Raw genomic sequence first — 25,829 nt, 5'->3', positions numbered from 1 at the left:
ACCTATTTTACAACCAGTATCTGCAGCTACAATCAATGTAAACAGTGCATCCAGTTATGATACTAGTATACTGTCCTTAAATCAACAATTACAGAAAATTATAGATTCTGCTAAAAGTGGGGACACCATTCAATTCATGGGAACTTACTATAATAACATTACTTTGGTGATAAACAAGTCACTAAACATAGTCAGTAAAGTAAAAACTCTGATTATAGGGTCTTCAGATTCCAATCCCATATTTTTAATCAATGGAAGTAAAAGTTCAGGAACTAACATATCTGGTTTTAATTTCCAAAGCAAAAATGGGGATGGGATAGTTATTCAAAACACTTCTAAAATTTCAGTTTCAAAAAATAATATGACTAAAATAAATGGAACTGCAATAAAAGTCAATCAAAGTTCTAATGTTAATATTTACAGTAATAAAATAAATAATTCTAAAGCAGGTTTATCTGTAAATAACAGTAAAAACACGAATATTAATAGTAATTCAATTAAAAGCAATGAAAATAATGGAGCAACTATAGAAAAAAGTCAGAATATAACATTGAGTAAAAATCAGTTATCTTCTAATGGCAAAAATGGTGTTTCTATTTCCAACAGTAAAGAAATCATTCTAGACCAAAATTCTATTGAAGATAATGGGCAAAATGGAGTAAATTTAAAAAACACCAGTAAAGTGAGAATCAATAAAAATAAAATTAACAAAAACAAAATGCATGGTATTTACTTTGATGAAAAAGTAACAAATACTAGAATCACTACAAATAACATTACAAATAACAAAAAAGCAGGTATTGCACTTGATAAATCCGGATCAAATACTTATATAAATGGTAATATTATAAATCATAATTTAATTGGGATTAATGTAAATAGTGGTAGTTATAATTTGACTATAACTCAAAATATTATTACTAACAGTACTTGTTCCGATGATGACGGTGCATCTGGTGTCGGTATAAATTTTGGTCAAAACTACGAATACTCTTCTAAATTCAATGTAAATTATAATGCTATTTATGGTAATGAAAGAAGAGAAGTGGAGATTCATGATACTGATGAAACAGTTGTTTTTGGCGGTAATTGGTATGGCCACAGCTCACAATCTATGTGTAATTTCTGTCCTAAATTGCAAACAAGGTTAATAACCATGCAATTAGTCCAAACGGGACATAATACTTTGAGTATAATATTCTATGATGGAAATAAAATCGCATCATTACTCCCTTCATTGACAGGTAACTTTAATATTAATGGGCATGTCTATCGAGCTATCTCTGTCAATGGCGTAATGACTATAAAACTCAATAAAGATGATTTAAAATATTTTAATACTGCAACAGCTGGGGTAAGTTTTGAAAAATTAAGGATTACTTTTTCAGAAAGTTATTATGACTCTGATGAAGATGATAAAATAGCAGGTGGAAATAAAGAATGGACCAATATGAATTCTGGTGATCAAGATAATGAAGCTGGAAATGGGGGTGGCACTGGTTCAAGTGGATCTGGTTCTACTTCTTCTTCGGGGGATGGTTCAAGTTTTGCTGGATTAACCTCTTCTGCAGATACTGGTGGGTCTTCAGCAGGATCTGATGGAACTTCAGGAAATGATCAAAGCCAAAATAACCAAGCCGTGCTACTTGATGAAGTAACTAAAAACCCTAACTTGAAAGCGATACTAGCGATAATTGCTCTTGTTATTGTGGTTATGGTTGCATATTACTGGAAAGATATCAGCAAAATGCTTAAAAAATAATTATTTTAACTTTTTTTTATTTCTTTTTTTAATCGATTAACTTAATTGAACTTTTTAATTGTTTTATTTCAAGGAGTATTATTATTCGCACCGACATGTTTAAATATCCATTTCGGTATATTATACATTTAAGTATGGAAAAAGGAACTTTTATTAAATCTTCACTATCAGTGGAACCAAATAAAAACAATGGAAAGTACACTAATTTCAGTTAGGGATGTTGAAGATGAGCGAAATAATATGGGAATTTTTAATTATATCTGTTATAACATTGTTGGCCATAAATATTGGCCTTGCAATGGGTCTCTCTAGAATTGAAAAAAAGAAAGCATTGGTTATCTCAATTACTTATTGCTTATTTATTTTCTTAAGTCTAATTTTGACCTGTATCATTTTACAATACGTCAATTTATTATACCCTTTGATGAGCAATTATATTTCCATTATAATGGCCTTAATTGGTTTTTTACTTATTATAGGTGCTATTTTAACAATTAGTGGATGGAAAAAGAATAAAAAAGAATATACAAATTTAAAGTCACCAGCCATTGTATTTTCTTTTGTTTGTTGTTTTTTGGGAATTATTTCCAATTTCATTTTATTAAGTAAAAGCACAATTTTTTCATCTTTTGAGGCGAAGTTGTATATTTTAGGGCCTCTTTTGATTGTTATAATTATATTCTTTTTATTTTCTAAGTTTTTAAGAAAAGCTGAAAGTCCTTATCCATTAGTAATTGCAAATTATATGACTTTAAATGGTTTATTCTTTATAATTGCAGCGATATTCATACCTAATATCAATTCACTATCAAATGTTCAAACAAATCCTCTGGTTATTAAATCGACATCATCATTATTCTTTTTGTTTATAGCCGGAATTGGAATATTACTGCTTGGAGTTTTTTTACATAACAGATCAATGCAGGATAAACATGAAAAATATAATATAGCAGATTCTGAGGATACAATAAAGGAAAATCAGTAAAATTAGGAGATTAACATGATAATTTTTGGAAGCGAAGTTTTAAGCAATTTACTCTATTTAATAGCTCAAAGTTTACTTATCCCGGTAATAGTTGTCCTTTTAATATTCATTATATATGCTGTGTTGAGTTTGGGTGGGTTTATTACTGAAAGATTTGCCAGAACAAAATTTGATGTAGATAAAATAGAGCAACTTATAAGAAACATTTCAAATTCGTCTAATCCTCAGGAAATGAAAGAGAAAGTGGACGAAAGTGATCTATCAGCCAATCAAAAAATTGTTTTGATAAAAATCATTTCTAATTATGATATTGGGCCAAAATCAAGAAGTGCATTGGCCACTAAATTAATTGAAGAAGAAGAACTTAATTTTGCATCTAAAACCCAAAAAACAGATATACTTGTTAGATTAGGCCCTACAATGGGATTAATGGGAACTTTAATTCCTTTAGGGCCTGGTCTCTCAGCTCTAGGTGCAGGGGACATCACGGCACTTGCACAATCATTGACAATTGCTTTTGATACAACGGTAACTGGCTTAGCAGCAGGTTCAATAGGATTTATGGTATCAAGGTACAGGAAGAAGTGGTATGCAGATGATCTATCAATCTTAGAAGCCATAGTTGAGTCGACTCTGGAATCTCTGGATAATTATAACAATGGTAATTAATTTGCGGATGGATGTGAAAGTAAATGTCTAAAAAGAAAAGAAAGTTTCTTGATGTAGATGAAGAAGACCCTACATCGGGGATAATTAATTTAACAGATTGTATGCTAGTTTTAGCAGTTGGATTTTTAGTATTTGCAGTTATGGCTTTAAGTAGTAACCCTTCATTATTATCTGAATCTACAACATCTTCCCAAAATACGGTTTCAGTTACCACAGGTGAAACAATTAATGACACTCCTGAAAATGGTTCTGGTTCTGGTGAAGGTTATCAAGAAATGGGGACTGTGTATAAAGACCCCGAGACTGGAAAACTTATAATGGTTAAATAGCAGTCAAATAAACGATAAAATTTATTTATATTTTATAAACGAATGAATAAGAAAATTGAGTGGTATTATGGTTGAAAAAGAACATTTAAATGTTATAAAAGAGCCTATGGATGAAATAAATTGGGCTGAACAATGGAAAAAAGAATTAATGGATTTACCTTCAGACAATAAAAAGAAAGATTGGAATAAAATCGCAAAAAAATTTAAAAAATGGACTGAAAAGGATGATTATCCGCAAAGGGTTCTGAACAAAATAGAAACTGAAAAAGATTATTCAGTTCTGGATGTAGGGTGTGGTAATGGTATAATTACTATACCTTTAGCAAAAAAGGTATCCAATGTTACATGTGTTGACATATCCAGTGAAATGCTTGATATTTTAAAAGAAAATGCTCAAAAAGAAGGAATTGAAAATTTAACATTTCTAAAAGAAGATTTGGCTGAAATATCATTAGAAAGTGTTGGTAAACATGATGTAATAGTTGCTTCCAGGTGTCTTAATGGCGTACACGAAATTGGGAATGTGTTAAAAGAGTTTAATAAGATTGGTAAATATGTTTATCTCACTGTCTGGGGGCCTAACAGTAGGAAATTTGAGGATGAAGCATGCAAGCTTTTAAAAAAGGAGAATCCTAATTTTCCAAGTTATATCTACATTTATAATATGCTTTATCAAATGGGGATTGCAGCCAACGTAGAGAAACTAGAATTTGCATCCAATAGTTCATACTCTGATATTGATGAGGCCTTGGACAACTACAAATGGAAAATGGGTGATTTAAATCCAGAAGAAGAAGAGATTTTAAAAGATCACTTAAAAACCATCTTGGTTACTAGAGAAGATGGAAGGCTGGAAAATCCCCATGAACAAAAAGAATGGATCCTCATTTGGTGGAAAAGTGATGAAGAATCCGCAGCTTAAATGATTTAATGTGATTAAATGAATAAAAATTATCTGATTTTAATTGTAGCAGTTGCATTAATATTAAGTTCAACTGGAGGATACTACCTCACACAAGATGGTGGCCTATTAGGGAAAGGTAATGTTACTATAACCGACATGGCTGATAGGAATTTAACAATCCCATCTCCAGTTACTAAAACATTGTCTACATCCCCTACTACTACTGTCCTAGTATATATGTTAGCCCCAGATAAGCTTCTGGCATTTAACTATGAAATGGATGGTTATGAATTAGAATATGTACCAGACCAGTATAGGGGTTTATCCTCAGTGGGTGGATGGTTTGGATCACAATCAGGCAGTTATGAAGAATTCATAGCCATGGAACCTGATGTAGTATTTGATAGTGTAACTCCTTCTAATTCAACTTCATACCACACATCCACTATTTCTGTTCTAAATGAAAGGCAGCAAAAATTTGGTTCAATACCTGTAGTGGGTGTATTAGATACCAGTAATATAACAACACTTAATCCATCTATTAAATTCTTAGGTACTGTATTACAGGCAGATGATCAAGCAACTAAACTTGTAAATTTCAATGATAAAGTTCAAAAAGAAGTAAAATCTGTAGTATCTCAAATACCAGATAATGAAAAGGTAAAAGTTTACTATGCAGAAGATGTTGATGGACTTAAAACAGATCCAGCAGGTTCTGTTCATGGACAACTTATTGATTTCTGTGGTGGTAAAAATGTGGCAGATATTCAAATTAAAGGAGGTGCAGGTGAAACTGATGTATCCCTGGAGCAAGTTTTAAAATGGGATCCTGAAGTTATTATCACTACTGACCCGACTTTCTTTAAGAATGTCTATAACAATCCCGATTGGAAAAGTGTTAGTGCAGTTAAAAATAATAGAGTTTACCTTTCACCACAATCCCCATTTAAATGGTTTGATAGGCCAACTGGTGGGAATATGATAATGGGAATTCCTTGGGTTGCAAAAATACTCTACCCTGATAAATTCAAAAATATGGACTTGAATAGTCTTGTAAAAGAATTTTATAACGACTTTTATCACTACCAGTTAAGTGATGATCAGGTAAAAAATCTTTTAAGAAACACAGGGATGCAGATCTAAAGTTCGAATATATTCAAATCAGAAAATTAGGAATTAAAATGAGTGTATGATCATGCCGGATGGAATAAACAATCTAAAAAAGAGATTATCTTTAAATTATAATACTAGAAGATGGTCAGTTAATTTGATTCTAATCACTCTCCCAATACTCCTATTTTTCGTTTCTTTTCTCATTGGGAGATATCCTTTAACGCCTGTTGAAGTTATTTTAACTATTCTTGCTAAAGTGTATCCTGCTTTACAGGTTTCTCCCACAGCTACAACTATTGTATGGGATATAAGATTACCAAGGATAGTTGCTGCAATATTAGTAGGTGCAGCTTTATCTGTAGCAGGAGCATCATTTCAAGGGACATTTAAAAACCCACTGGTTTCTCCAGATATTTTAGGTGTATCTTCAGGAGCTGGGTTTGGGGCTTCCATAGCTATATTATTAGTAGGCATACCCCTTATAACCCAAGTATCAGCTTTTGTCTGGGGCCTTATTGCAGTGTGTGTCACATATGCTCTGGCCAGATCCATTAGAAGTTCGGAGATACTAATAATGGTTTTAAGTGGTATGGGTGTTGGATCACTATTTACTGCATTAATATCCCTATGTAAATATATGGCTGATCCTTTTGAAAAACTACCTCAAATTGTCTACTGGTTGATGGGAAGTTTAGCCTCGGTGAATAATCACGAGGTTTTACTGGCATCTATACCTATTATATTAGGAATAAGTTTTTTATTTATCCTTCGATGGAAATTAAATATTTTAGCAATGGGTGATGAGGAATCTAAATCTTTAGGTGTTGATACTGGTAAATTACGTTTTATAATTATATTGTGCTGTACTATGATAACTGCAGCTGCAGTATCTATTAGTGGTATTATAGGGTGGGTAGGTTTAATTATTCCACATATAAGCCGCATGCTTGTGGGTCCAGATCATAAAAACTTATTGCCTGCCACCATCTGTTTGGGTGCTTCTTTTTTATTATTGATTGATAATATTTCAAGAACAATACTCATTACAGAAGTTCCTATAGGTATTCTAACAGCAATAATTGGAGCCCCATTTTTCTTATACTTACTTAGAAGAGGATACAATCAATGGACATGAATGATTAGGAGAGTGAATATTTGAGTATATTAGAAATAAAGAATGCTACATTCTCTTATGATGATGTAGAAAATACATTTGAAGATATCAATCTGAGTGTAGATAAGGGGGATGTGGTTTGTATACTGGGACCTAATGGCTGTGGTAAAACCACTCTTATTAAATGTTTAAATAAATTACTTGATCTTAAAGATGGGGCTGTTTATATCCATGGAGAAGACGTCAAAAACATTGATCAGCGAAGAATTGCCCAGAATATTGGTTATATTCCTCAAAGTCATGTTTCAACATTTGCTTTTTCTGTACTGGACGTTGTCCTTATGGGTAGAGCCCCTCATCTAGATTTCCTGGAATCACCCACTGAAGAAGACTATGAGATAGCAGAAGCTGCTTTAGAGAAGTTTGGAATAAATGATATCAAAGAAAAACCTTACACTTCTTTAAGTGGCGGGGAACAGCAACTGGTATTTTTCGCAAGGGTCATTACTCAGCAGCCAAATATATTGATATTGGATGAGCCTACATCTCATCTTGATTTTGGAAATCAACTGAAAACACTTGATGTTATTTCTAAATTAGCCTCTGATGGTCTTTCAGTAATAATGACATCCCATTACCCGGATCATGCTTTCATATCCTCCAATAAAGTGGCTATAATGAAAGATCGTAACTTCCTGGATATTGGAACACCAGATGATATCATAACTCGTGAAAATATGGAAAAAGTATACGGTATCAATGTGAAAATCGTTGATGTAGGGGACAATAGGAAGGTTTGCGTTCCTTTAAAAAGTGTTGAAGATAGTTAAAACATTAATCTAGATTTTTCTATTCAAAACTGAATTTTAAAGATTTTACGTGATAATATGAGTGCATATAAAGAATTACTTAAAAAAGCAGGAGAATTCCATGGAGAAATCTGTGGTGGAATAGTCATGGGTACTAAATTAGCAATTTATGGTATGGAATCAATGGGAATGGAACCGGGCAAAAAAGATAAAAATTTGATAGTTTTTACAGAAATTGATCGTTGTATGTCTGATGCTGTTTTAGCAGTTACAAGAACATCAGTGGGTAAAAAATCATTAAAACCTGTTGGTTATGGTAAATTTGCTGCAACTTTTGTTAATATAGAAACGGAAAAAGCCATTCGTTTAGTTGATTTGGAAGTTAATAAAAAAGGTGAAAAATCGTACTCTGAGCAAGAATCTATTGAGGATATGATTGAACGGATTAACAAAACCCCTGCTGAAGAAATATTTAAACTTCAAAAAGTATCAGTTAAAATTGATGAAAACTATTTACCTGGAAAACCCCGTGAAAAAGCAGTTTGTAAGAGTTGTGGGGAATTAATAATGGATGGAAAACATCATTTAAAAGGTGGAAATGCATACTGCACATCTTGTTTTAATGGTTCTTATTACGCTCTTTTAGATGAATAAAATATTAAGAAGGTTATTAAAATGTTTGTAGCTTTTAAAAAAGATGATGGTGATGAAAAAGATAAACAAATCACATTTAAATTACCTTTAGAAATGTATGATGACTTAATTATTTTGGCATCAAAAAAAGGAGATCTTCCCATGGGACAAGTCATACGTTTTGCAGTGGAAGATTATATATCAAAAGCTAAATTGAAGGGATGGCTTTAATATGTTTTTTAATACAATATTCTTTTTATAATCCAAAAGCTTAGTTTCTTGTATTGGGCTAAATTATTTCTTATTTTACCATATCCGTTGATTAATACTTACTATAAACTAGCTGAAAAATTTAGAATTCATATTGAAGTCCACATTGGATATTCATATTTGGTAATATGGTTACTTAAAAGAATATTTATGGATAATAGACTAATTAAGATTATACTTAAATCCAATTATTGAGATGCATAAGTTTAATTTATATATTATTGTATTATACTGAACGACATAATATTCCTCATAAATAGTGGTTTTAGATGAAGTTTATGAAGTTTGACGAACCAGTTTTTAATTTGAACGATAAAAATTTAACCATCCGAAAAGGCGTGAAGTGGTTTACTAAAGAAGGTTGTTTTGAGGTACAAGATTTAGATGGTAATGTTCTGGCCATAGCAGAAATAATTACCACAAGACATTCAAGGTTGCCTTTTATTCCATTTAAAATGTTGAATTATGAACATTTAAGAGATTGTCGAAGTTATGATGGTTTGATACGAAAATTAAAAAAATATTATGGCGAATTTGATGAGAACAGGGAATTTTTTACTTTAATCTTTTTTAAAATAATTAAAGTACTATCTGACAAGCAGGATCTGGAAGAAATAAATAAAAAGGATTTATGTGATATTTGTCGATCTGATGAATCTTGTGGTATTCAGGGACTTGCAGGTAAACAGGATGAATGTAACTATTTTTTGAAAAAGTAAGTTTTTGATTTGATATTCATTGTGTTTTCTCTATATCAAAGCGCCTCTTTTTATTTATATAGATATAGACTTGATATATTCATTTTTCCTTAAAATTAATCCACATCATTTTACTTGACTGCTTGTTGTATTATTAAACCGGCCGATGTAGATATGGGCTTAATTAACACACCTAACTTCTTTTAAAATAATGGCTAAACTTTCATCAATTTCTCTATTTAAAACTTATTTCATGTTTGTTTTAAAGAATATAATATCGAACATTTTTTATAGGTTAGCTTTTAATTCTAATTAAAGACACTAAAATTATCATACCTCAATGGAGGATAATTTCTATGGATGACATATATGAACGTTCACTTGCTGGTGATATAACAAAAAAAGATGCATTGATGCTAATTGAATCAAATCCGTTCCAACTATTCGATGTTGCAGATAAATTACGCAAAGAAATAGTGGGTGATGAAGTAACCTTTGTTGTCAACAGAAACATAGACATAACAGACCAGTGTATGATCAAATGTGAATTTTGCTCATTTAGAAATAGTATTGGGTATGAGATGAACATTGATGAAATCTTAGAAAGTGTCAAAGAAGCCAAAGAATTTGGTGCCTCTGAAATATGCTTGTTTGGAGGTATCATGCCCCATATGACAGTTGAATATTTCTGTGAAATTATCAGTGGCATTAAAAATAACTTTGATATTGAACTGCACACTCTTTCACCAGTAGAAGTATTCCATGCTGCTAAGGCTTCAAACATGAGTACTCGAGATGCACTAAAAGCATTTAAAAAAGCAGGTTTAGGAACCATGACTGGTGCATCTGCTGAAATTCTTGTGGACTCTGTAAGGGCCCAAATATGTCCTAAAAAAGTTTCAACTGACGAATGGGTTCAGATTATAACTGAGGCACATGAGGTTGGGATAAAAACTACATCCACTATTATGTATGGTACAGTGGAAACATGGGAAGATCGAATTGATCACTTGATGATATTAAGAGATATCCAGCGTAAAACTGGTGGATTCACTGAACTGGTCCCTATGACATTTTTAAGTGATAATAATAAAGCAGGCCAAAAAACTTCGGGAGTAAGTGGTATGGAAGATTTAAAACTACATGCAATGGCCCGTATAATCTTAGGTAGAGATATTCCAAATATACAAGCCTCATGGATAAAAATAGGTACTCGTATGGCTCAAGTAGCATTAAATTGTGGGGCCAATGATTTAGGTGGTACTATGATGGAAGATAAGATATCTATAGCGGCTGGCGCATCTCATGGTGAACATTTACCGCGTGAGGGAATGATAGATATTATTAAAGGCATTGACCGTATTCCTGTTGAGAGAAATACGCTTTATGAACGGGTTTAATTGATTAAAATACTTTTTTATTTTTTAGTGGATAAATTAAAACTAAATGAGAGATAAATAATTTTACCATGTCATTTAATGTTCCTTCAAGTTCTAATCCTCATGATAAGTGTGCTTTAGAATATGATGATCTAGTAATAGAAACAGAATCCCATGCTCATGAGATTATATTTGGATTGACTTTTGAATATACCAATCCTGGAGATAAATTACTTGATTTAGGTATAGGGACGGGTATAAGTTCATTTCTTTTTAAAAAAGCAGGTTTAGAAATATGGGGTATTGATAACTCTATTAAAATGTTAGAAATTTGTGAAAAAAAGGCCATTGCTTCTGATTTAAAGTTATTTGATTTAAAAAATGAAAAACTGCCTTATATTAATGAATTTGAACACGTAATAGCCGTTGGATTGTTTCATTTTTTTGAAGATCTTGATAATTTTTTTGCTGAAGCGAAAAGAATAATTAAGTCGGGCGGAACTTTCAGCTTCACCATTAAATTTTCCCCATCTGGAATTTCGCATATAAAAAATATAGAATATGAAACAGATGTCTTTGGTCATGACTATGAATATTTAAATAATCTTTACAAAAAATACAGCTTTAAACTTTTAAAAAAAGCTCAGTTTTTAAGTTTTAATGATACTTCTAAAAACGAACAATTTCTTTTTGAAGCTTATGTATTGATAGCAGAATAATTTAAGCAATAAAATGTTTTCATTTTAAAAAAATAATTTTCCAAGAATATTGGGCTGTTTAAAAACGATAAATTATGGTGAAAAAGTGAAAGAAGAAAAACAAAGACCATACCAGTTCACAGAAGCGGTTAGCTCAGAATTAACTTCAGCATTTGAAAATTTAGCATCAGAAATTATGAAAGATGGAGCATTATCTTTTAAAGATAAATCTCTAATTGGTCTGGCGTGTGCAGTGGCTATTAACTGTGAGCATTGTGTAAAAGCACACAAAAAACAAGCTTTATTAAAAGGAGCTACGAAGGATCAAATCTTAGAAGCCGCAGCTATTGGAGCTCAGGTAAGATTAGGATCTGGTTTAACATTCGCTTCTTTTGTGCTGGATGATTAAAAATTCATTTTTGACAATTAATTATCCTTAATTTCTTTAAATTTCACACGATTCTCATTATTAATCCACAACTACCTAGTAAAATATTATCAGGATTTATCTTTTAGGTTAAGATCATTATATGGGTAGATATGGATTAAATAACAATATTCATGTGTTGTAGAATGCTGGCCATAAAAGATAATTATTGTGGGGTAATTTCTTACTGGTGAAATGTAAAAGCAATGTAAGTCTTCAATATCAACAAGTTACGCTCCAAAAGAAATCAAAGTGATAGTAGAAAGAAATAATTTAAAGACTTGGAAAGTAAGCTTTGATTTAATGAGCATATTTATAGAAATTTATTGATTATTAATGAGATCTTGGCTTATCTGCATAAATGAGATTGCCGCCACATCCACAAAATTTTGGATCATCTGGGCTTAAAGGATGATCCAGTTTATAATACACCGGACAGCTATCACAAAGCAAGTAACCAAAATTTCCAGATGAGTTTCGGTTGAAATTGCCCATATTATGATTAAATTGATTCATATTGACTCCGTATATTTTACCCATCATCTTATTCATGGTTTTCTCCCGATACTTTTTAGAAATAGCTGATTTTATAAGAACCTGGGATCCTTTAACGATTTTTTTTGCCAGTTTTATTCTGCTTTGTGTTTTAGAAGGTAACTGTCTACCACACTGTGAACACTGGGTAGTAAATGGCCTGTTTTGGGCTCCACAATAAGGGCATCTTTTAGGGTTTAAGTTTATTTTTGCCATGGTATCCACCATAGATATATTTAAATTAAAATTTAATTCATTATCCAAATACCAAAAAATCAAAATCCTGAGTTTGTTTTATGGAGTAATGATGGTCTATATCCTATATTAATTTAATGGATTTCATTTAATTAGGGGTTAATTATTAAATCTATTGCTATTTTTAGTTAATTTTATAGTTTTTTAATAAAAAGTTTATTAGATAATATATATCAAAGAGTTGCTAAAACTTGAAATTTTTTTTTTATTAGTTATATTTGGGGTTAATATATGTGCCACCGTATTGTTTTGCAACAGTAACTACAACCAGTTATAGTAAATCTAGCTACGTTTTTAATGGAAATTCTATATTTGAAGATGGATTAAATTATCAAGTAAGATGATATATAAAAATCATATATATTCAGTGATTGTTGTTAAATTATGATTTCATATACATGAAGCCGAAATATTATGCTAAAAATGCATATAAATCTACGAGAAATTAAAAAACTTATTCTAATAACTTCTATGGTACAAAATTACTAAAAGTTTCAATCAGGTGATAAAACAAAAATCACTATAAAAAAAGAATTATAGTTTTTAATTGATCAGTTATAATGTTTAATAAGAGTTGAGTAACCATGAATAAGAATCCCGAATGGTATTTTAATGAAAAACAGATTGGTGTTGATTATATGAACTCCAAGATTGCCCAGGAATATAATAATCAACACGAAAGTTTTAGAAATTTTAAAGAAGAATCAGAAAAGATTGTCAGTGAATTAGGAATAAATCCAGATGATACCGTCGTAGATTTTGGCTGTGGAACTGGCGGAATATCCCTTAATCTGGCAAAATACTGTAAAAAAGTTATATGTGTTGATATTTCTAGTTCTATGCTTGAAATATTAAAAAATAATGCTAAAAATGAAAATATTAATAATATTGAAACTCACTGTGCAGGTTTTTTAAGTTATAAACATCAAGGAGCAAAGGTCAATAAAATTATTTCTATTTTCTCTATGCATCATCTCCCTGATTTCTGGAAATCGGTTGCACTTTTAAAGATGAATAAAATATTAAAAAAAGGTGGTAAGCTTTATTTATTTGATGTGGCATTCACTTTTGAAGTAGAAAACTACGAACATAATATTGGGGATTTTATAGATACTATGCAAAAGAATGCCGGGAATGATATGGCGAAAGAGACAATAATCCATATTAAAGAAGAATATAGTACATATAATTGGATTATGACTAGTTTAATCGAAAAATCAGGTTTTTTTATTGATTCTAAAAAAATTGAATCTGAAAATATTGTATGTTATATTTGCACCGTACTTTAGGATAATTCAGATTAAAACTTTTTTAAATAAGACTATACTATTCTAATTCTTTAAATGTAATTTTAAATGTAGTTCCAGGAGTTTTTTTAAGGATAATAGTTCCTCTCAATTGATCAACAAGATTATTGACAATTTTAAAACCATGAGAATCTGCAGTATCCAGATTGAAATTTTTGCCTAATCCTTGACCATTATCACTGATTATTAATATATATTTATCCATTTTTTTTTTAAAATAAACATAAATCTCCCCCTTTTCTTTCGGGCATGTATGTTTTAAACAGTTGGAAACCAGTTCATTAATTATAAGTCCACAAGGTACTGCAGTTTCTAAATTAAACCATATGTCTTCTGATTCAATTATTAATTTAATGTTTTCGTTAGGAATATTATATGACTTGAATAAATCCCGGACCATTTTTTCAAGGTAATCGTCAAATTTTATAAATGTAAAAGCCTTAGATTGATATAGTTTTTCATGGATCATGGCCATGGCCATTACCCTGTTTTGACATTCTTTTAAAATATCCAAATTATTTTCATTATCCTCTTTGGTAAACTGTGTTTGAAGATTTAGCAAACTGGAAATAATTTGCATATTATTCATTACTCTGTGATGAATTTCGCTTAAAATATTTTCTTTCTCATTGAAAGATGCTTTAATTTCTTCTTCTGTCACTCTGCGCTGGTTTATATCATTGCAGATAATAAGGATATTATCAATATCATTTTCTCGTTTTACATAGGATAATAGTATTTCAATCCAACGTAAATTCCCATTTTTATCTATCACTGGAGCTTCATAAGGAGATAAATCGCCATGATTTAATAGATGGGAAACCTTTTCATAGTGAAATAATAGATCGTCCTTTGGAATAAAATCCAGTTCCATGAAATTTTTACCAATTAAATCTTCTTTATATGCTCCAAAGACCTTTTCTGTGGCTTGATTAACATCTTGAATTATACCATCCAACCCTATAACTACTATATAGTTAGGATTGGATTCAAAAAGAGCTCGGTACTTTTCTTCTTTAGCTTTTAAGGTTTTTTCAGATTTTATGCGATGAGTATCATCACGTGTGATAGTTAAAACAGATTTAACATTTCCATTTAAATCATATTCTGGATAAATACGAGAATTAGCATATACTAATCCATTTATACTCATTATAGAAAAATCCACATCCATCGGTTTTTTAGTATTAATACATTCATTTAAATATTCATCAAAAACTTTAGCCATATCTGGAAAAAAATCTGATTCTAAATGGGTCTTTCCAAGATAGTGTTCTGCATTTTTCCCTGTATATTCATTAATATTGGGAGTAATATATTTAAAACGAAGATCTAAATCATATCTGGCTAATACGTCTTTATAATTTTCAATGAGGTTTTTATAATGTTCCAGTTTATCAGGTTGTTTACAAAAATAATTATCTTCTCGAATTTCACTTTTTTCAGGAAGATTCTTTAGTGATGGTTCTCTGGTATTTTTAACCCCATTATTATTTAACAACCTTATTCCTCCCAAGGAATGTTAATTTATTTAGAGTGCATATTAACACAATAATATTGTTAATACTTATATTTAGTTTATGGTATTATTGATCACCTTTAAAAGAAATTAAACTTGAATTGTACTAATAACTTTAAATCATAGTTTTTTAATTAAATTGTACAACTTATTTAGTTGTATAAAATGGGGATTGTAAAAAAGAAAGGTTTATTTCCCTAAATTGTAAATTAATCCCAAAGCACGCCCTTCAAAAATCACGAAATACGGAATAAAGATGAATGAGATAAATATTCCATATAAAAGGAGTATTAATAAAGCCATAGTATTCCCAATTACTAATGTTAGAGACATTGCATGAATACTTACTCCCAATATACCCATAACCACTCCAAATAAGAAAGTTACAACAATGAAGATCCCGAAAGCAAGCGCCATAAAACCAAGATAAAATCCAATTAATTTGGACCATCCAATAGAATTTATTATGGACAATATTTCTCTTATTTTAAATACAGATTTCATATCTCCTTTTTTTTCAACCATGTGCACCATAGCTATGGATGAAATTAAATATAATAAAATTCCGACTATAATGACTAGAGTTAGGGTTATAAAAAAATTCAATTGGGATAGATATAAAATAAAAATTAAGATTAGGAATAATAAACCATATAAGAATTTTACAAGGAATATTTTAATTCCTTTTATTAACATATCCCCCAAGTGATTAAATTTTGGGAGTGGATCGTTTCCATTTATTAGTCCATTAACTGCAGTTTGTGTAACATTGTAAAAGTAACCCCATACTAAAAATATGGGGAATATTAAGAAGCTGAAAAATAAAAAACCACCTAATTCAACAACAGACTTCCAATCTTGAGCTGAATACTCTACTGCATCTTTGAAAATATCTAAAATCATGAAAGCAACTCACAAATGTCTATTCGTCAATTAAAAATACATCTTCAATATGAGAACATCTTAAGATCCGGGTTATTTTATGTGCAACCATTAATGAAGGATTATATCTACCATTTTCAAGGGCATTAATTGTTTGTCTGGTCACACCGACTTGTTTAGCCAGGTCTTGCTGACTTATACCTAACTCTTGGCGTAGATATTTAATCCTGGTTTTCATAAAATAAAAACAACCCTTACTTTGACTTATATCTTCATATTATCAGATTGTTATATAATAGTTACGCAATTATAGTTACGCAATTGAAAAAAAGAAAAAAAGAAAAAGAATAGAAGATGGTTATAATTTCACATCAGCCTTTTTAAAATAGGCATAACTTGCTATAAATCCCGTTAAAAATGTGGCTAATACTACTAAAAGTGGAACGTACAAGCCATAACCTGTTGTCGCCACGGTATTAGTTGCTAAAAGATAAACTGAACTCCATGGATAAAGCGCAGCCCATTTATCACCAAATATAATTAGGTTTCCTAGTGTTATAGCAGCCGCAGCCACTATTGGTAGGACTAAATTCTTCATCAATAAAGTGATGAAAACAAATGGGCTTAATGTTAAGTAAAGAAGTATCGCGGTTGAATAGAACTGGATAAATGAAATGGTTAAGATATTGAAAGTCAAACCAGATGCTCCTCCTAAAATACCAAGTATTAATGTCCCTAACCATGCTATTGTGGTTAAGATCATTACCATGATAAAAAAAGTAATGTATTTGCTGATAATGAACTTAGTCCTTGATACCGGTACTGAGATAATGGTTTTTAGGGTATGTTCACTGTATTCCCTGCTAAAAAGATATGCTGCAAGAACTACATAAACAACCATACCAAAGAGTAAAGCTATGAATAGATTTCCCTGATCAAATAGATCTTTAAAGGCAAATATATTCGCTGGATTTTCAATATGGTTCTTTAGAAAAGAAATAAAAGTCAATGTTGGAGCCGTTAAACTGCCTAATAAAACCAACAAAAACATTTTGGATCTTTTAAGTTTTAAAAATTCACCATAAACTAAATTATGCAATCGAATCATCTCCTATTAATCGTGAAAAGTAATCTTCTAGCTTATATTCTCCAGGTACGATTTTACTAACTTCAATACCTTCTTCGACAAATTCGTTATTAATTTTTCCTCGATTTTCAAAATTTGAATAAATCCTCAAGGAATTGTTTTGGACTTTAATATAGTTTTCTATACTAAATTTTTCTTTAAGGATTTGAGAAGCCTTTTCTATATTGGAAACCTCAAATTCCACATAATTCTCATTACTATTTTGTAGGTTTTCCATCGAAATTTCTTCAATTAACTTTCCTTCATGTATCACACCAATAGTATCTACTAATCGTTCTATTTCTCCTAGGATATGGCTTGATATTAGTATGGTGACACCATGTTCATCGCAAAGCCGTTTTAAATATTTTCGAACTTCATTTATTCCCACAGGATCAAGACCATTAACGGGTTCATCCAGGATTAAAATGTCGGGTTTATGCATTATAGCAGCAGCAATACTTAATCTCTGCTTCATTCCCATGGAATATTTTCCAAAAACTTTTTCTTTTGCAGTATCCAGGTCCATTGCATTTAAAGCGTAATTTAAATCCTCTTTATTGTACTGGCCCCGGAGTTTTGCAAAGTATTTCAGATTTTCTTCCCCCGTAAGGTTCTCATAAAATCCAGGAGACTCAATAATACTGCCAATTCTTTTGTAAAGTTGGGGATTAGTCTGGTAGTTTTCTCCAAAGAGAAATATTTCCCCAGAAGTGGGATAGTACAGGTTCATTAACATGCACATTAATGTGGTTTTCCCTGCACCGTTTCTACCAAGTAAGCCATAAATAGTGCCTTTTTTTACCTTGATATTGATGGAATCGACTCCTATTTCTTTTCCATACATTTTAGTCAGGTTCTTAGTTTCAATTATATATTTCATTTTTTTTTCTCTCACAATTTTTATCAAAAAATACATGTAAAAAATATGTTACATATGTAAAAAATAGTTTACATCATATTTAAAACTTACGGAAATAGTGATCTAAGACTTACAAAAATTGAAAAAAACTATAAAATAAAACCTAGATTAAAAAAGAAGACATAATATTCAATTTTAGCTTTTGAAAAACGCCCAATTATGCTCAAGAATTTTAATATAACATTAACATTAAAAAAGCTGCTTCAAAACGTCTAAAAATGCAAACAAAGTGATATTATATTTATAAATGTAATTTTCTATGATATCTTTATTGTAAAGCACTCGCTTTAAAAAAAATAGAAACTATTAAATAATAAGTTACTATAAGTAACAATAGTTACCACAAGTAACACAAATTACTAACAGTAACAAACTTATTGGGATGAGTAAAAAAAATTTATAAACAATGGAAAGTGGTCTTTTGGCAATATCAAACAGAAAAAAAAAGGAAAGAAAACGGAAAACCAATGAAATTATTGATGCTGCAGAAAATCATTTCTTCAAAAAAGGATATGAAAAAACTACAATGGAAGAAATAGCCAATGCATTAGAACTTACAAAACCTGCCCTTTACCGTTATTTCCAGAGTAAAGAAGATCTTTTCTTTGCTGTTGTTCATAGAGGAAGTGAAATCCTGAGTACTATGATGAAGGAAGAAGCTGAGTCACAAGATATTGGTTTGGAAAAAATATTGGCCACAGGATATGCCTATTGGAAATTTTACAACCAGTACCCTGATTATTGTCGAGTGATGCTGGAGGCCCGTAACATATATCCCGAGTCTTTGGAAGCACATTATGTTCAGAAGATCAGAGAACATGGACAGGACTATCTAGGAGTAATGTGTGACGCCATATCCGTGGGTAAAAAGGATGGATCAGTTAGAGATGATATTAACACCTTCTTAACTGCTCTATTTTTAGTAGAATCAACCATAGCTATATTAAAATCTTCAGAAGCCACTAGTGATGTTTTAAATTTGATAGGAATGGGGGAAGAAGATTTGATTAAACATTCACTTGATTTGATGAGTCATGCTATTTCAAAAATGCCAATTCTCCCGGATGATAAACATTCACAGAGGCAATTATTCAAATAGTAATGGACTTTTTGAAGATTAATTTCGAAATATAATTAATTAGAGGTTCTAAATATGAAATCTATAATATTAAATGGTTCCAATGGTGCTGACACTTCAATTACATCTATTGACCGTGAAATTACCCTTAAACTGGAAGAAAATGGGTGGGATGTTGAAAATATCCATTTAAATGAAGAAAAAATAGCCACATGCATTGGTTGTTTCGGTTGCTGGTTGGAAACACCGGGAGAATGTATAATAAAAGACAAGGGTCAGGAACTAGCTAAAAAAGTTATCCAATCTGATCTCCTGGTACTCTTAACACCCATAACATTTGGTGGTTATTCTTATCAACTTAAAAAGATTGTTGACCGTCTTATCCCTAATATACTTCCCTTTTTTATTAAGATAGATGGAGAAATACACCACCAGCCGAGATATGAAAAAAACCCTAACCTGCTGGCTATAGGATATTTACCTCAGAGTGATACTGAAAGCGAGCTCATATTCACCAAACTTATTAGACGTAATGCCATAAACATGCACTGCCCCAATTATCATGTACAGATCATTACAGGTGAGGTTAAAAAACTGGATCTTGACAAATCTATTATTATTCATGACAATGGAGTGATAAAATGAAGTCTAATAATGTTTTAATACTTATTGGAAGTCCTAAAGGAAGAAAAAGCGCATCTAATAACATTGCATCATACTTAGAAGATAGATTTAAAATCAATAATGTGGAAACTGAAAAAATCTATCTTGTAGAAAACCAGAATGGGGAAAGGTTGAATAAGGTTGTTAAAAAAACTTTAAACTCTGAATTGGTAGTATTAATCGCTCCGTTATATATCGATAGCATTCCTGCAATAACTATTAAGTTTATGGAAGAGTATCATCTTCAACACAACTTATTACCTAAAACCCAACAGCGACTCTTGAGCATATTTAACTCTGGCTTTCCTGAACCCAAACAAAATGATGTGGCTATTGATATATGTAAAAATTTTGCACATCAGACCGGTATGGAATGGGAGGGCGGTATAACTATAGGAATGGGTGCTGCCTTCCAATCACAATCCTTAAAGAATGCGGGTGGTATGGCACGAAACCTCAGGAAAGGTTTAGATGAGGTAATAGATTCTCTTTCTATAGATAAACCAGTTCCGGATAAGGCTATAGTTATTGCATCTAAACCATTGGCACCACTTTTCGTTAGTAAATTTATCATGCGCTGGTTTGGTGGATTTATGTGGAAGAAAAAAGTAAAGGACAAAACTGTCCAAAAAGAAATGTACAAACGTCCATATGAAATATAATGGAGAGTTATGTTGTAGAGAACGCATATAACTATATGCCGAAACTTTAACTATGGGGATTTATGCATTATATTTTTAAGTTTACCAATATCCTCATTATCTCATAAATAAAAATAATAATGCATTATTAAACTATCCCCTTAAAATATCCAAAAATTCGAGAAAATAAAGAATAACTAATATTGCACTTAAAAAAACTAAGGAGATGAGAGATTTATTATAAAATGGAGAAATTTCTAAGAAAAATTTATTAAATCTTACTCAATGCTATTTTGGCAGCATTCTGTTCTGCTTCTTTTTTACTGCCGCCAATACCAGTACCAAAGCTTTCTTTATTAATATAAACTTCCATAGTGAAAGTTTTCTCGTGTGGTTCTCCTTCTTCATTGATTAACTCGTAATACAATTCAAAAGTTTTTTGATCACATAACTGCTTTAATTCAGATTTGTAATCATAAAAAAAGATATCTCCATTTTCTATGTGGGGAATAACAATTTTAAATAGGAATTCTGTAACAACATCCCAACCTTGATCAAGATAAATTGCCCCAATAAATGACTCAAAAACATCACTTTTAATAGAATCAATTTCTCGAAGGGTTAGATCTATACTTGCACCTATTTTTATATATTTTTCCAGTTCCAATTCATGGGAATAAGTATAAAGTGCCTTTTTACATACGTAATTGGCCCTTGTACGGGTAAGTTGTCCTTCATTTAAATCAGAGTCAGCATTATACAAATATTCAGATACCACCAAGTCTAGGACTGCATCTCCTAAAAATTCTAATCTTTCATAACATTCGTTCATGTTTTTTTCATTGGAATATGATTCGTGGATAAAAGCAAGTTCATATAAATGAAGATTATTTGGTTTAATTGAATATTTTTCAAGTAGTTCCATAATAGTATTTTGTTATAAATATTAAAAATAATAACGCTTTCTACTAAAAAGGAATACCTATGATTTAATTCTACTAAAATATCAAGATCACTTTCAGGAATTTTTTTTCCAAATATTATGATCTAAAAATAATTATTCATTTATTTCATTAAAAAATTATATTTCAATAATTCTCTAAGTTTTTAATAATATTTCCATAACTTTTTAATAAATGAAAAAACAATTTATAATTACAGTAAATTTTCTAATTTTTGAGGAGTAATTTTTACAACTTCGTTATATGAGACTATAACGAATATAAAATACGACTACTGAAGATACTTAGTGCTGGAAAAAATAGTGCGAAGTTGCCCTATTTCAACAATTACATATAGGGTGAGCAGTTAAAATTAATGAATTTCTTAATTTTTTAAATTTAGAACATATTTTTTTAAATTTTTAGAATAAATTAAATGAATTCAAAGTTCACATAATGGGAATTTTTTAATTGATCTAAAAATTTTATTCTCAAAAGAATATAATACTCTCAGTAAAATATATATGTTTTATAATCATAATTGGATTATGTGATCCATATTGGAATCACTGGAATTTATAATCCAAAAAGAATCATATTTTTTATAGTTGGTGACAGTATGGAAGATCTACCCTGGGGAACTGATGCTGAATTAACAGATGCTCAATTTTATAATAGAGAACAGGATATCCAAATAATTAGGACTTTATTAGAATCAACATCAAAAGGATCACCTCCCACGATTATGATAATTGGGATTAGGGGTGTAGGTAAAACCGTGCTCCTAAAAAAGATAAAAAGAGAACTTGAAAAGGATTATTTAACTAGTTATATTGATCTATCTGCAACATCAGGATATCAAAGAGGAAAATTAACTGAGATGGGAATAATTGAACATTTTTATTCAACCTGGTTAGAATCATGCGAGAAAAAGGGGTTTTCTACAATATTGAAAAAGGTATCTAAATTCTTTAAAACAAAAAACTTTGGTTTAAAAGATATAGTGGATGCAGGAGGATTACCCTTACCTATTCCCCAATCAGAAGATGATTACAAAAAACTTTCAAAATTTGTTTTAGATTTGCCTCAATTAATTTTTGATGATCATAAAGATAAAATTAAAGGTTCAATAATAATTATTGATGAATTTCAGGCTCTTAATGATTTAGGTGAAAATTTAGATTCATTTTTATGGTTTTTTAGAAGTGTAATCCAAAATCAGAAGAATGTGGCTTATATATTCTCCGGATCAATAACATCACGTGATGAAATGATCGAAAAAATAGCCGGTCACAGCGGTGCTTTTGGAGGCAGAATGTTAAATATTGAGCTAAAACCTTTTACTAAAGAAACAGTTCAAAGTTACCTTTTAGAAAAATTACCTTCTCTGAATTTAGATGAAAGTGGTTTTGAAAGATTTTATAAATGCACACAGGGAATACCTTTTTATGTTAATACTTTTGCCAAGTTACTGCAAAAAGATATCCATTTAAATGAAAAAAAAGTTAAAGAGGAGTTTTATAGGACATTACCTTTTTTGGCTGTTCATTTAATTAATCAATGGAGCAGATTAACATTTCATGAGCAAAATATCGTCACCACGCTAATTGATCAACCATGCAAAAGGAAAGAAATTGCTGAAAAATTAAATATAACCCCCGGATCTTTAAGTAAACCATTAAATAAACTTCAAAAATTAAGATTGATTGAATCAAAAAATAGTATTTACCATATCTCAGAACCCATTTTAAAAGCTTGGCTTAAAAATGAATATCAAGAAAAAGGTGTTTTCCCTTTTAGAAGCATGTAATCAAGTATTATTAGATCTATTTAAAAAAAATAATTTTTTTATAAATTAATCATGCCACATTAGAAGATAATTTCCCTTTTTGCGTTGGTTCCAATAGTACTGAACAGCACTGTGTTTCGTTTTTGTGTAATGGACCCTATATTTGTTCTTACCTATTTTTTCAATTACCTTGAGCTTTGTTTTACCTATTTTTTTAAGTACTAATGTGGTATAAATGGTTTGATCCGCTTTTAAAATACCTTTAATTTTCACATAATTATAGCCAATCCTGTAAGTTTTCCAGGATAATTTAATGCCATGGTCACCTTTTGCCTGTCCTTTACTTATTAATTTTATTTTTGCTGCTGATACCGGTTCTGCAATTTGTAACCCAAACAAAAAAACAAAAACTAGTAAAATAGCAAAAATTAGTCTCCGATTTATGAAATCATTTCTTTCCACATAATCACCCCTTATAATTTCATTGTTTAATTTAAAAGTTTAAATATAAAAATATATCTATTTTTTTAAATATATGCAGAATATTATCAAAAGAAAGAATAATAAAGAAAAAAATTGTGTGATTAGATATTAATATATGGAAACCCGCAGTATTTCAGGGTTCTCTAAATAATAAAAATTATTTTCAAGATGGGTACTTCAAATCCGCGAATTAAATTGAGAAAAATACTCTAGCATTTAAATCAAATATAAATATAAAATTAATAGAAAAGATGCTGTTATCTATTGTGGAGTTGGAAGAAACGCAGGACTTGAATTTGTAGGCAATGCCTTGAGCATTAGATGGTTTAAAATAATAATGAAGGATTAAGAATCCTTAATCTGTTTTTTTGGTAAAAATAGGCTGGTAAAAAAACCTAGAATTAATATCACTGCCAGGACATTAAATGTATTTTTCATTGCAATAGATATTGATGAGTTGACAATTTGTTGTACTTGTGAAACTTCTTCTGGGGGAATCTCTTCAGGAATGATGGTCTGCATTTTCTCCACGTATTTGAATAAACTACCTTGAATTTGTTCATTAGTCATATTCTCAGCTAAGCTTGATTCTTCAATAGACGTGGTAAGGCCACTGAAAATTCCAAGAATCAATAAAACACCAATTAACGCTGTACCCATAGAATAACCTAAATTTTTAAAGGCATTAAATAGGCCAGAAGCATCACTTTCCTGGTTCTTACCGACAGCAGCCATGGTTAAATTAGTAACTTGTGAAAGTAAGAAACCAACGCCTATTGCAAATACAATGGTTGCAGGTATAATGTCTCCCATTTGAGTATAGATATTAAATTTCCCACCTAAAATCCATGTACCCAGAGCAGCAATTAAAAATCCCATCATTAAAAGTTTTTTAGATCCTAAGTGTGCTGATAATTTAGCACCAAGTAAAGAACATAGCAGTATGGTGATAGATGCGGGTAATAGAGTAAGGCCCGTATCAAATGCATTTAAACCTGTTACTTGTTGTAAAAATACAGGGATAATGAATAAAAATCCTGCCAGAGGTATCTGCTGAATAACCGAAGCTAAATTTCCAAGCCCAAATAATCGATTTTTAAGAAGGGATATATCCGATAAAGGTTCCAAGCCTTTATTAGTTCTTCTTTTCTGCCATAATAAGAATACAGAAAAGAGCACAATTCCGGATCCTAAAAATGTGATTACATATGACCAGTATTCTGGTCTGGTTAGAAGAAGAATACCAAAGACAATTAAAACCAGAGAGATGATTGACAATATGGCACCTACAATGTCAAGATCTTTCCACTTGAGTTTTGGTATGGATTCTGTGATATAGTTTCTAAATATTAATATTAAAGCTATAAACACTAATTCTGAAGCAAAAACCAGGCGCCAAGTGAAATATGTGGTGAATATACCTCCGATGATAGGCCCTATAGCCGCACCCATTGCAGCAATACCTCCCCAAATTCCAAATGCAGTAACCTTATCTTTACCTTCGTAACTAGCCCCAACAATAGTGGTGGTTGCAGGAAACATCATAGCTGCACCAATACCTTCTAAAATAGCCCAACCAATCATTAGCATGGCTGCGCTGTTACTTAAAGTGGCTATTATTGTTCCTGAACAATATATGATAAGTCCTGCCAAAAAAGTTTTCTTTCTCCCAATAATATCCTGTATTTTGCTCCCAAGTAACATAAAAGAAGCAATTATCAAAGCATATAATGCTATAATTGATTGAATTGCTGATAAAGTTGTATTTAATTCTATAACCAATGTGCTGATAGCTACATTCATTGCAGACGAATCTAAAACAATAATAAATATGGCCAAACAGGCCACTATTACTACACCCCATTTATACTGATCTTCCGCCATAAAATCGCCTCAATC

Annotated in this window: 28 protein-coding genes; 19 read left to right on the top strand and 9 right to left on the bottom strand. The window is 30.8% G+C overall.

What is annotated here, in order from left to right; all coding sequences use genetic code 11:
* Positions 1–136 precede the first annotated feature (136 nt).
* The 14 genes from MXE27_RS08005 (at position 137) to MXE27_RS07940 (ending at position 11,772) form a co-directional block, all read left to right on the top strand.
* Positions 137–1,762: a right-handed parallel beta-helix repeat-containing protein gene (locus tag MXE27_RS08005; protein ID WP_248611899.1), complete on the top strand. Its 1,626-nt coding sequence runs from the start codon at positions 137–139 to the stop codon at positions 1,760–1,762.
* A gap of 226 nt (positions 1,763–1,988) precedes the next feature.
* Positions 1,989–2,747: a DUF2162 family putative transporter gene (locus MXE27_RS08000; RefSeq protein ID WP_248611898.1), complete on the top strand. Its 759-nt coding sequence runs from the start codon at positions 1,989–1,991 to the stop codon at positions 2,745–2,747.
* A gap of 15 nt (positions 2,748–2,762) precedes the next feature.
* Positions 2,763–3,416, top strand: coding sequence for a MotA/TolQ/ExbB proton channel family protein (locus MXE27_RS07995; protein WP_248611897.1), 654 nt, complete (start codon positions 2,763–2,765; stop codon positions 3,414–3,416).
* 23 nt (positions 3,417–3,439) lie between these two features.
* Positions 3,440–3,745 carry a DUF2149 domain-containing protein gene (locus MXE27_RS07990; RefSeq protein WP_248611896.1) on the top strand — a complete coding sequence of 102 codons (306 nt, stop codon included), beginning with the start codon at positions 3,440–3,442 and terminating at the stop codon, positions 3,743–3,745.
* A gap of 67 nt (positions 3,746–3,812) precedes the next feature.
* Positions 3,813–4,667: a class I SAM-dependent methyltransferase gene (locus MXE27_RS07985; RefSeq protein ID WP_248611895.1), complete on the top strand. Its 855-nt coding sequence runs from the start codon at positions 3,813–3,815 to the stop codon at positions 4,665–4,667.
* 18 nt (positions 4,668–4,685) lie between these two features.
* The gene (locus MXE27_RS07980; protein ID WP_248611894.1) at positions 4,686–5,792 is read left to right on the top strand and encodes an ABC transporter substrate-binding protein; all 1,107 of its coding nucleotides are present in this window, start codon (positions 4,686–4,688) and stop codon (positions 5,790–5,792) included.
* Between the two features lie 52 nt (positions 5,793–5,844).
* The gene (locus MXE27_RS07975) at positions 5,845–6,897 is read left to right on the top strand and encodes a FecCD family ABC transporter permease (protein ID WP_248611893.1); all 1,053 of its coding nucleotides are present in this window, start codon (positions 5,845–5,847) and stop codon (positions 6,895–6,897) included.
* A 20-nt stretch (positions 6,898–6,917) separates the two neighbouring features.
* On the top strand, positions 6,918–7,706 hold the full coding sequence (locus MXE27_RS07970) for an ABC transporter ATP-binding protein (protein WP_248611892.1): 789 nt from the start codon (positions 6,918–6,920) through the stop codon (positions 7,704–7,706).
* A gap of 57 nt (positions 7,707–7,763) precedes the next feature.
* Positions 7,764–8,339: an FmdE family protein gene (locus MXE27_RS07965; protein ID WP_248611891.1), complete on the top strand. Its 576-nt coding sequence runs from the start codon at positions 7,764–7,766 to the stop codon at positions 8,337–8,339.
* A gap of 21 nt (positions 8,340–8,360) precedes the next feature.
* Positions 8,361–8,549 carry a hypothetical protein gene (locus MXE27_RS07960; RefSeq protein ID WP_248611890.1) on the top strand — a complete coding sequence of 63 codons (189 nt, stop codon included), beginning with the start codon at positions 8,361–8,363 and terminating at the stop codon, positions 8,547–8,549.
* Between the two features lie 308 nt (positions 8,550–8,857).
* Positions 8,858–9,307, top strand: a complete 450-nt coding sequence (locus tag MXE27_RS07955) for a hypothetical protein (RefSeq protein ID WP_248611889.1) — start codon at positions 8,858–8,860, stop codon at positions 9,305–9,307.
* Between the two features lie 335 nt (positions 9,308–9,642).
* Positions 9,643–10,686, top strand: coding sequence for a 5-amino-6-(D-ribitylamino)uracil--L-tyrosine 4-hydroxyphenyl transferase CofH (cofH, locus tag MXE27_RS07950; RefSeq protein ID WP_248611888.1), 1,044 nt, complete (start codon positions 9,643–9,645; stop codon positions 10,684–10,686).
* 68 nt (positions 10,687–10,754) lie between these two features.
* Positions 10,755–11,384 (top strand): class I SAM-dependent DNA methyltransferase, encoded by a 630-nt coding sequence (locus tag MXE27_RS07945; protein WP_248611887.1) that lies wholly within the window; start codon positions 10,755–10,757, stop codon positions 11,382–11,384.
* Between the two features lie 85 nt (positions 11,385–11,469).
* The gene (locus MXE27_RS07940) at positions 11,470–11,772 is read left to right on the top strand and encodes a carboxymuconolactone decarboxylase family protein (RefSeq protein ID WP_248611886.1); all 303 of its coding nucleotides are present in this window, start codon (positions 11,470–11,472) and stop codon (positions 11,770–11,772) included.
* A 351-nt stretch (positions 11,773–12,123) separates the two neighbouring features.
* Here MXE27_RS07940 and MXE27_RS07935 read toward each other — a convergent pair whose 3' ends face one another.
* Complete coding sequence (locus MXE27_RS07935; protein WP_248611885.1) at positions 12,124–12,540, bottom strand: zinc-ribbon domain-containing protein; 417 nt, start codon at positions 12,538–12,540, stop codon at positions 12,124–12,126.
* A 623-nt stretch (positions 12,541–13,163) separates the two neighbouring features.
* Between MXE27_RS07935 and MXE27_RS07930 the strand changes: the two genes are divergently transcribed.
* Positions 13,164–13,868: a class I SAM-dependent methyltransferase gene (locus MXE27_RS07930; protein WP_248611884.1), complete on the top strand. Its 705-nt coding sequence runs from the start codon at positions 13,164–13,166 to the stop codon at positions 13,866–13,868.
* Between the two features lie 37 nt (positions 13,869–13,905).
* On the opposite strand, the gene MXE27_RS07925 is transcribed toward MXE27_RS07930, so the two are convergent.
* The 5 genes from MXE27_RS07925 to MXE27_RS07905 form a co-directional block, all read right to left on the bottom strand.
* Positions 13,906–15,387, bottom strand: a complete 1,482-nt coding sequence (locus MXE27_RS07925) for a sensor histidine kinase (protein WP_248611883.1) — start codon at positions 15,385–15,387, stop codon at positions 13,906–13,908.
* Positions 15,388–15,594: 207 nt separating this feature from the next.
* Positions 15,595–16,308, bottom strand: coding sequence for a DUF4013 domain-containing protein (locus tag MXE27_RS07920; RefSeq protein ID WP_248611882.1), 714 nt, complete (start codon positions 16,306–16,308; stop codon positions 15,595–15,597).
* A gap of 19 nt (positions 16,309–16,327) precedes the next feature.
* Positions 16,328–16,525: a helix-turn-helix transcriptional regulator gene (locus tag MXE27_RS07915; RefSeq protein ID WP_248611881.1), complete on the bottom strand. Its 198-nt coding sequence runs from the start codon at positions 16,523–16,525 to the stop codon at positions 16,328–16,330.
* Positions 16,526–16,645: 120 nt separating this feature from the next.
* The gene (locus MXE27_RS07910) at positions 16,646–17,386 is read right to left on the bottom strand and encodes an ABC transporter permease (protein ID WP_248611880.1); all 741 of its coding nucleotides are present in this window, start codon (positions 17,384–17,386) and stop codon (positions 16,646–16,648) included.
* On the bottom strand, positions 17,379–18,296 hold the full coding sequence (locus tag MXE27_RS07905; RefSeq protein ID WP_248611879.1) for an ABC transporter ATP-binding protein: 918 nt from the start codon (positions 18,294–18,296) through the stop codon (positions 17,379–17,381). Before MXE27_RS07905 ends, MXE27_RS07910 begins: the two co-directional genes overlap by 8 nt.
* 460 nt (positions 18,297–18,756) lie before the next feature.
* Between MXE27_RS07905 and MXE27_RS07900 the strand changes: the two genes are divergently transcribed.
* The 3 genes from MXE27_RS07900 to MXE27_RS07890 are packed head-to-tail and all read left to right on the top strand — an operon-like array spanning position 18,757 to position 20,738.
* Positions 18,757–19,434: a TetR/AcrR family transcriptional regulator gene (locus MXE27_RS07900; RefSeq protein WP_248611878.1), complete on the top strand. Its 678-nt coding sequence runs from the start codon at positions 18,757–18,759 to the stop codon at positions 19,432–19,434.
* A gap of 54 nt (positions 19,435–19,488) precedes the next feature.
* Positions 19,489–20,058 carry a flavodoxin family protein gene (locus tag MXE27_RS07895; protein ID WP_248611877.1) on the top strand — a complete coding sequence of 190 codons (570 nt, stop codon included), beginning with the start codon at positions 19,489–19,491 and terminating at the stop codon, positions 20,056–20,058.
* A complete protein-coding gene (locus tag MXE27_RS07890) occupies positions 20,055–20,738 on the top strand; it encodes a flavodoxin family protein (RefSeq protein ID WP_248611876.1) in 684 nt (227 codons plus the stop codon). The genes MXE27_RS07895 and MXE27_RS07890 overlap by 4 nt, the downstream gene beginning before the upstream one ends.
* 250 nt (positions 20,739–20,988) lie before the next feature.
* Here MXE27_RS07890 and rnc read toward each other — a convergent pair whose 3' ends face one another.
* Positions 20,989–21,642, bottom strand: a complete 654-nt coding sequence (gene rnc, locus MXE27_RS07885; RefSeq protein ID WP_248611875.1) for a ribonuclease III — start codon at positions 21,640–21,642, stop codon at positions 20,989–20,991.
* Positions 21,643–22,277: 635 nt separating this feature from the next.
* Between rnc and MXE27_RS07880 the strand changes: the two genes are divergently transcribed.
* Positions 22,278–23,468, top strand: a complete 1,191-nt coding sequence (locus MXE27_RS07880) for an AAA family ATPase (RefSeq protein ID WP_248611874.1) — start codon at positions 22,278–22,280, stop codon at positions 23,466–23,468.
* Between the two features lie 45 nt (positions 23,469–23,513).
* Here MXE27_RS07880 and MXE27_RS07875 read toward each other — a convergent pair whose 3' ends face one another.
* Both MXE27_RS07875 and MXE27_RS07870 read right to left on the bottom strand, forming a co-directional pair.
* Entirely contained in the window at positions 23,514–23,909 is a 396-nt protein-coding gene (locus tag MXE27_RS07875; RefSeq protein ID WP_248611873.1) for a hypothetical protein, read from the bottom strand.
* Between the two features lie 366 nt (positions 23,910–24,275).
* Positions 24,276–25,814: an MFS transporter gene (locus MXE27_RS07870; protein WP_248611872.1), complete on the bottom strand. Its 1,539-nt coding sequence runs from the start codon at positions 25,812–25,814 to the stop codon at positions 24,276–24,278.
* Between the last annotated feature and the right edge of the window lie 15 nt (positions 25,815–25,829).

Origin of the sequence: Methanobacterium alcaliphilum (genome assembly GCF_023227715.1) — an archaeon.
GTDB classification, from domain to species: domain Archaea; phylum Methanobacteriota; class Methanobacteria; order Methanobacteriales; family Methanobacteriaceae; genus Methanobacterium_E; species Methanobacterium_E alcaliphilum.
This window is presented reverse-complemented; position numbering and strand designations above follow the sequence as displayed.

Coding starts and splice junctions, on each gene's coding strand:
- MXE27_RS07935 (WP_248611885.1), bottom strand. CDS start 12,540: ATGGCAAAAATAAACTTAAACCCTAAAAGATGCCCTTATTGTGGAGCC.
- MXE27_RS08005 (WP_248611899.1), top strand. CDS start 137: ATGGGAACTTACTATAATAACATTACTTTGGTGATAAACAAGTCACTA.
- MXE27_RS07920 (WP_248611882.1), bottom strand. CDS start 16,308: ATGATTTTAGATATTTTCAAAGATGCAGTAGAGTATTCAGCTCAAGAT.
- MXE27_RS08000 (WP_248611898.1), top strand. CDS start 1,989: ATGAGCGAAATAATATGGGAATTTTTAATTATATCTGTTATAACATTG.
- MXE27_RS07890 (WP_248611876.1), top strand. CDS start 20,055: ATGAAGTCTAATAATGTTTTAATACTTATTGGAAGTCCTAAAGGAAGA.
- cofH (WP_248611888.1), top strand. CDS start 9,643: ATGGATGACATATATGAACGTTCACTTGCTGGTGATATAACAAAAAAA.
- MXE27_RS07880 (WP_248611874.1), top strand. CDS start 22,278: ATGGAAGATCTACCCTGGGGAACTGATGCTGAATTAACAGATGCTCAA.
- MXE27_RS07895 (WP_248611877.1), top strand. CDS start 19,489: ATGAAATCTATAATATTAAATGGTTCCAATGGTGCTGACACTTCAATT.
- MXE27_RS07965 (WP_248611891.1), top strand. CDS start 7,764: ATGAGTGCATATAAAGAATTACTTAAAAAAGCAGGAGAATTCCATGGA.
- rnc (WP_248611875.1), bottom strand. CDS start 21,642: ATGGAACTACTTGAAAAATATTCAATTAAACCAAATAATCTTCATTTA.
- MXE27_RS07995 (WP_248611897.1), top strand. CDS start 2,763: ATGATAATTTTTGGAAGCGAAGTTTTAAGCAATTTACTCTATTTAATA.
- MXE27_RS07905 (WP_248611879.1), bottom strand. CDS start 18,296: ATGAAATATATAATTGAAACTAAGAACCTGACTAAAATGTATGGAAAA.
- MXE27_RS07985 (WP_248611895.1), top strand. CDS start 3,813: ATGGTTGAAAAAGAACATTTAAATGTTATAAAAGAGCCTATGGATGAA.
- MXE27_RS07945 (WP_248611887.1), top strand. CDS start 10,755: ATGTCATTTAATGTTCCTTCAAGTTCTAATCCTCATGATAAGTGTGCT.
- MXE27_RS07990 (WP_248611896.1), top strand. CDS start 3,440: ATGTCTAAAAAGAAAAGAAAGTTTCTTGATGTAGATGAAGAAGACCCT.
- MXE27_RS07915 (WP_248611881.1), bottom strand. CDS start 16,525: ATGAAAACCAGGATTAAATATCTACGCCAAGAGTTAGGTATAAGTCAG.
- MXE27_RS07955 (WP_248611889.1), top strand. CDS start 8,858: ATGAAGTTTATGAAGTTTGACGAACCAGTTTTTAATTTGAACGATAAA.
- MXE27_RS07870 (WP_248611872.1), bottom strand. CDS start 25,814: ATGGCGGAAGATCAGTATAAATGGGGTGTAGTAATAGTGGCCTGTTTG.
- MXE27_RS07980 (WP_248611894.1), top strand. CDS start 4,686: ATGAATAAAAATTATCTGATTTTAATTGTAGCAGTTGCATTAATATTA.
- MXE27_RS07930 (WP_248611884.1), top strand. CDS start 13,164: ATGAATAAGAATCCCGAATGGTATTTTAATGAAAAACAGATTGGTGTT.
- MXE27_RS07975 (WP_248611893.1), top strand. CDS start 5,845: ATGCCGGATGGAATAAACAATCTAAAAAAGAGATTATCTTTAAATTAT.
- MXE27_RS07960 (WP_248611890.1), top strand. CDS start 8,361: ATGTTTGTAGCTTTTAAAAAAGATGATGGTGATGAAAAAGATAAACAA.